This is a genomic window from Cupriavidus sp. 01T418, assembly GCF_056398885.1.
Genome location: NZ_JBFTQG010000169.1, coordinates 1 through 497, shown reverse-complemented (window position 1 = coordinate 497; position 497 = coordinate 1). Strand labels below are relative to the sequence as shown.

Below are 497 nucleotides of genomic sequence, written 5' to 3'. Positions count from 1 at the left end.
GTGGCGTCGTCGACATAGACCAGCAGCGTGCACGCCGGCGCCCGGTCTTCGAACCAGCGGTGGTCGCAGCCGTCGATCTGGATCAGTTCACCGAGACAGGCGCGCCGGTTGCGCGGCTGGTAGACCTTGGGCGGGCGCTGCTTGCGCGGCACCCAAAGCCCGGCAGTCGTCATCAATCGTCGGATCGTTTCCTTGGACAAAGTCAACCCATGGCGCTCACGCAGCTTCTCGCAGGCCAGCGTCGGGCCGAAGTCGGCGTAGTGTTCCCGGATCAGCCCAAGGGCCACGGATTCGCGGTCCGCCGGCATGCGGTTGTTGCTGGGCCGGCCGCGCTTGCGGGACACCAGCCCGGACGGGCCTTCCTGCCTGTACCGTTCCAGCAGCCGCCGGAATTGCCGATCCGTGATCTCCAACCGTTCGGCGGCCACGCCGGGCCGCAATTGACCATCCACGACCGCCTGGACGGTCTTGAGCCTGTCTAACTCACGCATGCTTAC

General features: G+C 66.6%; 1 protein-coding gene. It reads right to left on the bottom strand.

Annotation, left to right across the window (positions count from 1 at the left end; genetic code table 11):
* A partial coding sequence (locus AC1DQ3_RS36750; protein ID WP_477124984.1) for a helix-turn-helix domain-containing protein occupies positions 1–497 on the bottom strand: 497 nt, incomplete at both ends.